The 6,880-nt window shown below is 68.8% G+C and carries 10 protein-coding genes and 1 tRNA gene; 2 read left to right on the top strand and 9 right to left on the bottom strand.

From position 1 onward, the window contains the following. Positions 1-453 precede the first annotated feature (453 nt). The 6 genes from F6X53_RS32080 to F6X53_RS03730 form a co-directional block, all read right to left on the bottom strand. On the bottom strand, positions 454-630 hold the full coding sequence (locus F6X53_RS32080) for a hypothetical protein (RefSeq protein WP_191970672.1): 177 nt from the start codon (positions 628-630) through the stop codon (positions 454-456). Between the two features lie 41 nt (positions 631-671). Continuing rightward, the gene (locus F6X53_RS03750; protein ID WP_150997355.1) at positions 672-911 is read right to left on the bottom strand and encodes a hypothetical protein; all 240 of its coding nucleotides are present in this window, start codon (positions 909-911) and stop codon (positions 672-674) included. Between the two features lie 35 nt (positions 912-946). Continuing rightward, entirely contained in the window at positions 947-1,180 is a 234-nt protein-coding gene (locus F6X53_RS03745; RefSeq protein ID WP_150997353.1) for a hypothetical protein, read from the bottom strand. Between the two features lie 13 nt (positions 1,181-1,193). Continuing rightward, positions 1,194-1,382 (bottom strand): hypothetical protein, encoded by a 189-nt coding sequence (locus F6X53_RS03740; protein WP_150997351.1) that lies wholly within the window; start codon positions 1,380-1,382, stop codon positions 1,194-1,196. A gap of 234 nt (positions 1,383-1,616) precedes the next feature. Continuing rightward, positions 1,617-1,693 (bottom strand) — tRNA-Pro (locus F6X53_RS03735). 95 nt (positions 1,694-1,788) lie between these two features. Further along, the gene (locus F6X53_RS03730; protein ID WP_238296998.1) at positions 1,789-2,538 is read right to left on the bottom strand and encodes a 4'-phosphopantetheinyl transferase family protein; all 750 of its coding nucleotides are present in this window, start codon (positions 2,536-2,538) and stop codon (positions 1,789-1,791) included. Between the two features lie 186 nt (positions 2,539-2,724). Here F6X53_RS03730 and F6X53_RS03725 point away from each other — a divergent pair, with 186 nt between their 5' ends. Further along, positions 2,725-4,038, top strand: coding sequence for an MFS transporter (locus F6X53_RS03725; RefSeq protein WP_150997349.1), 1,314 nt, complete (start codon positions 2,725-2,727; stop codon positions 4,036-4,038). Positions 4,039-4,073: 35 nt separating this feature from the next. On the opposite strand, the gene F6X53_RS03720 is transcribed toward F6X53_RS03725, so the two are convergent. Next, complete coding sequence (locus F6X53_RS03720; RefSeq protein ID WP_150997347.1) at positions 4,074-4,331, bottom strand: hypothetical protein; 258 nt, start codon at positions 4,329-4,331, stop codon at positions 4,074-4,076. A gap of 54 nt (positions 4,332-4,385) precedes the next feature. Here F6X53_RS03720 and F6X53_RS03715 point away from each other — a divergent pair, with 54 nt between their 5' ends. Continuing rightward, positions 4,386-4,724 (top strand): hypothetical protein, encoded by a 339-nt coding sequence (locus F6X53_RS03715; protein ID WP_150997345.1) that lies wholly within the window; start codon positions 4,386-4,388, stop codon positions 4,722-4,724. Here F6X53_RS03715 and F6X53_RS03710 read toward each other — a convergent pair. Further along, positions 4,707-5,582, bottom strand: coding sequence for an RNA polymerase factor sigma-32 (locus tag F6X53_RS03710; RefSeq protein ID WP_150965402.1), 876 nt, complete (start codon positions 5,580-5,582; stop codon positions 4,707-4,709). The genes F6X53_RS03715 and F6X53_RS03710 overlap by 18 nt on opposite strands. A gap of 296 nt (positions 5,583-5,878) precedes the next feature. Then, positions 5,879-6,466 carry a CarD family transcriptional regulator gene (locus F6X53_RS03705; RefSeq protein ID WP_150997343.1) on the bottom strand — a complete coding sequence of 196 codons (588 nt, stop codon included), beginning with the start codon at positions 6,464-6,466 and terminating at the stop codon, positions 5,879-5,881. Positions 6,467-6,880 lie beyond the last annotated feature (414 nt).

The raw sequence follows: 6,880 nt of genomic DNA, 5'->3' as shown, positions 1-6,880 counted from the left end.
CCGTGCTTGGCATAGACCGCCTGCTGCATCTCGATTGCTTCCTCAAGCAGCCGGTCGGCGCGTTCCGTCGGGTTGTTCAAACTCTCAGGCCCGAAGCGGTCGTGGACCCACGCCGCAATCCGGTCTTCGTCGGCCATCATGCCGCCCCAGCCGAGGTTTGGTTGGCTCATCTGCTCTCTCCTGTCTCAGAAACGCTCAGTTCTTGGCAGCCTGCCGGCGCCGGGTTCGCTTGCTCCCGGTCGGCCGATAGCTGCACGGCCCCTCTTTGAGCGGGCCGGGACGTTTCCGGAGGGGGCGCCGTAATGGGCTGTCGTCGCGACGTTCGGGCCACGGGTCGGCCATAGGACCGCCTGTGAGGCTGACCATCGCGCCGAGGCCGAGGGCGGCGCCGAGCACGCCAATGTTACCGATCCCGCGCATCGTTCTCTCTCCTGTTCTAGAAACCCTCGGTTCTCAGCGCGCAGACACGCACCTGTAATTGATGTGTCGCGAGTTAGACGGCATTTCCTTCGCCGCTTGCCCGACGCGCTCGCAGGCCTCCAGGGTTGGGAATGGCGCCGTTGTTAGCGCGTTGCCGCCGTCGCTCCCGTAAGCGGTCAGCAGCAGGATCAAGACATAGGCCGGGCTCATCTGTTCTCTCCTGTCTCAGAAACCCTCGATTGCCACAGAACTCAGACGTACCGGCCGCCCCACGATGTTGCGGAGTGGACCTCGACGCCGAGAAGCGTCACGCGCCATTCGTCATAGCTGCGCTTGAAGCCTGCGAGGGCGGGCCGCAGTGCAACCGCGACCTTGCGCGAGTAGCCCTTGCCGTCCCCTACGATGCCCACGTTCCACATGACGCGGAACAGGCGCAGCTTGCGGGCGGTCGGGTCGAAGCGCAGCACGCGCTTGAAAGTCAGTTTCTGCATCGTTCTCTCCTGTGGGGTCTCAGAAACCCTCGTTGTCAGATCGCATCCCGGGCGTCGGGATCGCGGTAGAAGCGCCAGCGCGCGAGATAGCCGGCCCGGTCGTATTCAGCGGACCAGTAGCCGGCGTCCGTGCCGACCGGACTTTCGCTACCACCGATGACGGCCCGACCGAGAAGGCGGCACAGGGCGACATCGCTCAGCGTGCGATCCGTCCATTCGCACCCGCTCAGTTCCTCCGGGTGCTCGTGATCGTCGTTGTCCGCGTCCATGTCCTAGAAACCCTCATTGCTTGGTCGGCGGCGGCGGGCCGTCATAGAAGCCGTCTAGCTCGGCATCCTCGCTGCCGTGCCGCCATGCCTCAATCCGGTCGCACCAATCCCGTTCGCACTGCTCGCAGCGGCGCTCGTAGTAGTGCCGTTCCGTCTCGGTCAGGACGTTGCCGCACTCTGCGCAGGCGATCCGGCCGCTCATTTCTCGAAACTCCTCGGTGTCATACGGCTCAGCCCAGCCGGCCGCGCTCCGGCGCGATGGCGCGCGGAGGGGAGGGCGGGGCGGTGATGGAGGAAGAAGGCAGACGCGCGAAAGCACCGCTGGAACACACGCCGGAGGCGCGTGTTGCGGTGCGGAAAACAGCGTTAGCGTCCCGGTAAACGTCCCGGCTCGCCCTGCGGTCGCTGTGAATTTGCTCTAAGTCTCGGGAAAGATTGGTCGGAGTGGCAGGATTTGAACCTGCGACCCCCACGTCCCGAACGTGGTGCGCTACCAGACTGCGCTACACTCCGACGGCCGGCTTCGCTGCCGACGAGCGGGCTTATAGCGAGCGCTCTGCGGCCCCGCAAGCGCTACCTTTCGCGAATGCCGCCCATCGGCAGAGGCATCAGCCGAGGCGGTGCAGCCATGTGGCGGGCAGGGCGCACAGGGCGATGGGCGCGTGGCCGCGCGCGATCGCGGCGGCCCCGATGGTGCCCGGTCCGGGTTCGAGGTGGTGCAGCGTCCAATCCGCCGGCGCGTCCGGGCCCCCCGCCATGCGGAGGAGGGTGGCGGGGCCGGGGGGCAGCGAGACGCTGAAGCGGTCGAGCGGCATCGACAGACCGGCGCCGATCGCCTTCACGATCGCTTCCTTGCGGGTCCAGACGGCCATGAAGGCTCGGTCCCGCGCTTCCGGCGGCAGGGCCGCGAGGGCCTGCGCCTCGTCCGGCGCGAAGGTGCTGCGGGCGATGCGGAGCCCGTCCGGCATCGGCCTCAGCACCTCGAGATCGACGCCGATGCGCGCCTCCGTCGAGAGCCCCACGAGGGCGCGCGTGCCCGAATGCGACAGGTTGAAGGCGAGCCCCGCCCCCGCGAGCCCGGGCTTGCCGGAGGGGCCGGCCACGAAGGCGAGCGCCCGCGGCTCCGCGTCGAGGGCGCGGGCCAGGATCAGGCGCAGGGCCGCGTGGCTCGCGACGAAGCGGGCCTGATCCTCGGCCCGCAGGTAACGGGCGGCCCGGGCGCGCTCCTCGGGCGAGAGCACCCCGCTGCAGGCCTCCGTCCAGCCCTCGGCCCGCGCGAGGTCGATCGTCCAGATCGTGGTCCCGCCCGCTCTGCCGGGTTCCGCCACGGTCCAGCCGGCCTCACGGGTCTCGATCACGGGGTGCCTCGCAGAGGCGACGCCCCTCCGCTAAGCTGCCGATGGATCTGTGGGAGTGGGAGCAATGCACGGCCTCGGGGATGATCGGGCGGCGAGGATCGTTCGGGCCGCTGATCCGTGCAAGGGCGCGGGCGATGACCCGGGCGGGGTTGTCCGCGCCACCCCGAGCCGTCCCCCGGCCACCGCGTGAAGGCTGCGCGCCCGGCCCGCCTCCGCCTGCCGACCCTGCAGGATCGCGGCGCCCGCTACGGCGTGTTCTTCGCCACTTATTTCTACCAGGGCCTGGTCGCCGGCTTCTCGCTCACCGCCCTCGCCAACCATCTCGCGGGGCGGGGCGTCCCGGTCTCGGAGGTCGGGCTGCATTTCGCCCTCGCGGGCCTGCCCTGGACGTTGCAGCCGATCCTGTGGGGGCCGCTCGTCGACCGGGCCGGGGATGCCCGGATGGGCCGGCGGCGGGTCTGGAGCGGCACCGCGCTGCTGGGGAGCCAGCTGGCCCTGGCCGCGCTCCTCCTGGTGCCGAGTGTCGAGGCGCTCGGATCGATCGGAATGGTGTTCCTGCTGCACAGCCTGTTCGCCTCCCTGCTCGACACGGCCTGCGACCGCCTGATCATGGATCACGTGCCGGAGGGTGAGCTCGGCCGGATGAGCGCCTGCACCCGGGCAGGCTTCATCGCGGGCACCAGCCTCAGTGCGGCGCTGTTCGCCTGGACATTGCCCACCTGGGGCTTTGGCGCCAGCGTGCGTGTCCTCCTGGTGCTCAGTCTTCTCGCCACGCTGCCGGTGCTGCTGGTGCGCGAGGCGCCCGGGGATGCCCTGGTCTCCCTCAACCGGCGTGCGGGCCTGCGCACCCGCCCCTGGCCCTTCCGCCGCTTCCTGAAGCGCCTCGGCCTCGGCTTGCGGCGACCGAGTGCCCTGCGCCTTCTCAGCGTCTGTTTCGGCCTCGACGCGTCGCTCGCCCTGTTCGAGCTGCGCTTCGGGGTCGATCTGGTTCAGGCGCAGGGCTGGGATCCGGGCGGTCTCTCGCGCCTTCAGGCCGGTCTCGCCCTGGCGAGCGGGACCCTCGGGGCCCTCGCCATCGGTCTCTGGGCGGACCGGGCCGGGCCGCTCGCGGCCCTCCGGAGCCTGCTGATGGCCGGGGCGGGATGCTTTGCCGTCGCGGCCGGGCTCATCGCGGGCGGCCTCGTCGGGCCGGCCGGACCCATCATCCTGGGCCTGACGCAGGTTCTGCCGGGCCTCGTCATCGTGGCGCTGGTGCCGGCGCTCATGCGCGCGAGCCGGGGGCGGGTGGGGGCGGCGACCCAATTCGAGGTGTTCATGGCCGCGATGAATCTCGGCTCGGTGGCGGGCGGGGCCGCCTCGGGGCCCCTCGCGCCGATCCTGCCGCCTGCGCTCGCCGCAGGCCTCGTCACCCTCGTGTTCCTCGGCAGCGCCGTCATGGTGCGGCGCCCCGGCCTGATCCTGGCGCGCCGGCCCAGGGCCGGCGGCGCGGCGGCCTCCTGAGAGGGGGCGCGGCCATCACCCGTCCTGACGGCGCCTCACACCCGGTCGTGCCCGATCGCCGAGCGGGCCGCGGAGCCGCATTCCGTCGCTTTCCGCAATCCGCCGACCCGACCGGCACCCGAGAACCTCAGGCCCAGGAAGGCGAACTGCGCCAGGGCCAAGCCGCCATAGGACAGGGCGAGCCCGATGTACCAGGGCAACCCCTGGTAATAGGTGAGGCTGATGACGATGATCGCCAGGGCTGGCGCCATCAGGATGAGCAATCCGACGGGATGGAGCGAGTAGGACGGCATTGCTTGCTCAAGCGCGGCAAATCAGGACAATCCATCTCGTAGCGTTGTCGAGGAATGACCTCAACCGATCAACCCTTCGAAAAATTGAATGTGGGTCGCTCCGATGCCGCGCCCGGAATAACGAAATCACGATCTGGCACGACGTCGAATGCCAACCCGATGGTATCTCCGCTTCGCGAAATGTGCGTCGGAGAGTTCGTGGAGCGATCGAATATTGGTCAGGTCTCGGTCGCCAGCTTCACCATCTCTGGGGATTTCGGCGGCGCGGTGCTATTAACACGCATGAAAAAGCCCGGATCTCTCAAGGAGAGAACCGGGCTTTTTTCGGATCACCGCGATGACGGGACTGCGCCGACAGGGCAGCGCCGCGCGGATTCAGCCAGCGTAGACTGAGCCGGCGGTCTGCGGAAACTTCTCGGCGAGCGCCCGGCGAAGCTTCTCCAGGGCACGATTCTCGATCTGACGGACGCGCTCCTTCGAGATGCCGAGGCGGTGCCCCAGGGCCTCGAGGGTGGCCTGATCCTCGGCGAGGCGGCGTTCGCGCAGAATGCGCAGTTCGCGCTCGGACAGGACGGTCAGGGCCTGCTGCAGCCAGATCAGGCGGCGCTCGCCGTCGACCGTGGCCGAGACCGTCTCGTCGGGAAGCGCGGCGCCATCCACGAGGAAGTCCATCCGCTCCGATGAGGCCTCGCTCTCCTCGCCGACCGGGGCGTTGAGGGACATGTCCGGGCCGGAGAGGCGGGCATCCATCAGCGCCACGTCCTCGCGTGACACCCCGATGGCTGTGGCGATGCGGCGATGGATCTCGTCGCCGACGCGCTCCTCGGTCGATTGCATCAGGCGGGCGCGCAGGCGCCGCAGGTTGAAGAACAGGGCCTTCTGGGCCGAACTCGTCCCGCCGCGCACGATCGACCAGTTGCGCAGGATGTAATCCTGGATCGAGGCGCGGATCCACCACGTCGCGTAGGTCGAGAAGCGGACCTCCCGCTCGGGCTCGAAGCGGGCAGCGGCCTCCATGAGGCCCACATGCCCCTCCTGCACCAGGTCGGCCATCGGCAGGCCGTAATGGCGGAAGCGCCCGGCCAGCGCGATGACGAGGCGCATATGCGCGGAGATCAGGCGATGCAGGGCGCGCTCGTCGCGCTCATCCTTCCAGCGGACCGCGAGGCCGCGTTCCTCGTCGCGAGCGAGGAAGGGGGCCTCCATGGCCGTGCGAATGAACTGCCGACGTATCCCTGCGATATCCGCCATCCCCGCCTCCGCCTCTTTCGTTCGAGTGCTGTTGCAGCAAAGACCGCGCAGAACGATGCCGACGGCACCGGCAGGGACCTATGCCAGGCAACCGACAACCCAAGCGCGGGCGGGAAAGTTCCGTGCGTGATGAATGACGAAAACGCTATCCCCGCACGCGGCCGAAGGTCGGCCCGGTCCCGCGGGCCGAGGCGGAGCCTGCGGCAGGGCCATGATGGGCGTGTGACGGCGCAAACAAAAAGCCCGGCGCGCAGGCGCCGGGCTTCCGGAGAACCGGTTGGGGTTCGGAGCCGCCCTCAGGCGGCCTCCTCCTGGACGTCGTCCTCGGATTCGCCCTCGGCTTCCGCCTCGTTCTTGGCGCGGCGCGGCGACTTGGCGAGGCTCTGCTCGATGAGCTTGAGGGCCTCGGTCTCGGTGATGCGGTTCACCGAGGAGATCTCGCGCACGACGCGGTCGAGGGCGGCCTCGTAGAGCTGGCGCTCGCTGTAGGATTGCTCGGGCTGGGCCTCGGAGCGGTAGAGGTCGCGCACGACCTCGGTGACCGAGAGCAGGTCGCCGGAATTGATCTTGGCCTCATATTCCTGGGCGCGGCGCGACCACATCGTGCGCTTGATCCGGGCGCGGCCGGTCAGCACGTCGAGAGCCTTCTTGACGAGTTCGGGCTCGGCGAGCTTGCGCATGCCGACGCTGTTGGCCTTCGCGGTCGGAACCCGCAGGACCATCTTGTCCTTCTCGAACGAGACGACGAACAGCTCGAGCTTGTAGCCGGCGATCTCCTGCTCCTCGATCGCGACGATGCGACCGACGCCATGCGCCGGATACACGACCGCTTCGCCGGTCTTGAAGCCTTGGCGGCCTGCCGTCGTCTTCTTGGCTGTGGTCATGCGAGAAGGGCCTCCAGAACATCGCGCGACGGCTCACGTCGCGCCGTACCGTCCGACCGAGGATGGGACCCCCGGCTTTTGCCACCGACCGCGAGCTATCGACCTTTCAACAGGTGCCGACAGCCCTTTGGTTCCCAAGGCGCAGCCCCGCACGCACCATGAGGATACGGCCACCGAAAGCAGGACGCCTTCCATGGTCGATCGCATGCAACCCCGTTTCCATGAAAGCCTGGAACCGCATCGAGCGGGCGGAGAGAGCACGTCAGGCACGAGCGACGGCAGGCAGATTGTGTATCACAATCCGGCCTGCGAATCAAAGGATTGCCGACTCACGCCCGCCCTTCCGTGGATGCGGAGCGCGGTTGTGCACGGGATAGCGGGGCGGTTGTCCGGAGGCGCTTGCCGGCCCTCGCA

The organism is Methylobacterium soli (assembly GCF_008806385.1).
Taxonomy (GTDB): domain Bacteria; phylum Pseudomonadota; class Alphaproteobacteria; order Rhizobiales; family Beijerinckiaceae; genus Methylobacterium; species Methylobacterium soli.
This window is presented reverse-complemented; position numbering and strand designations above follow the sequence as displayed.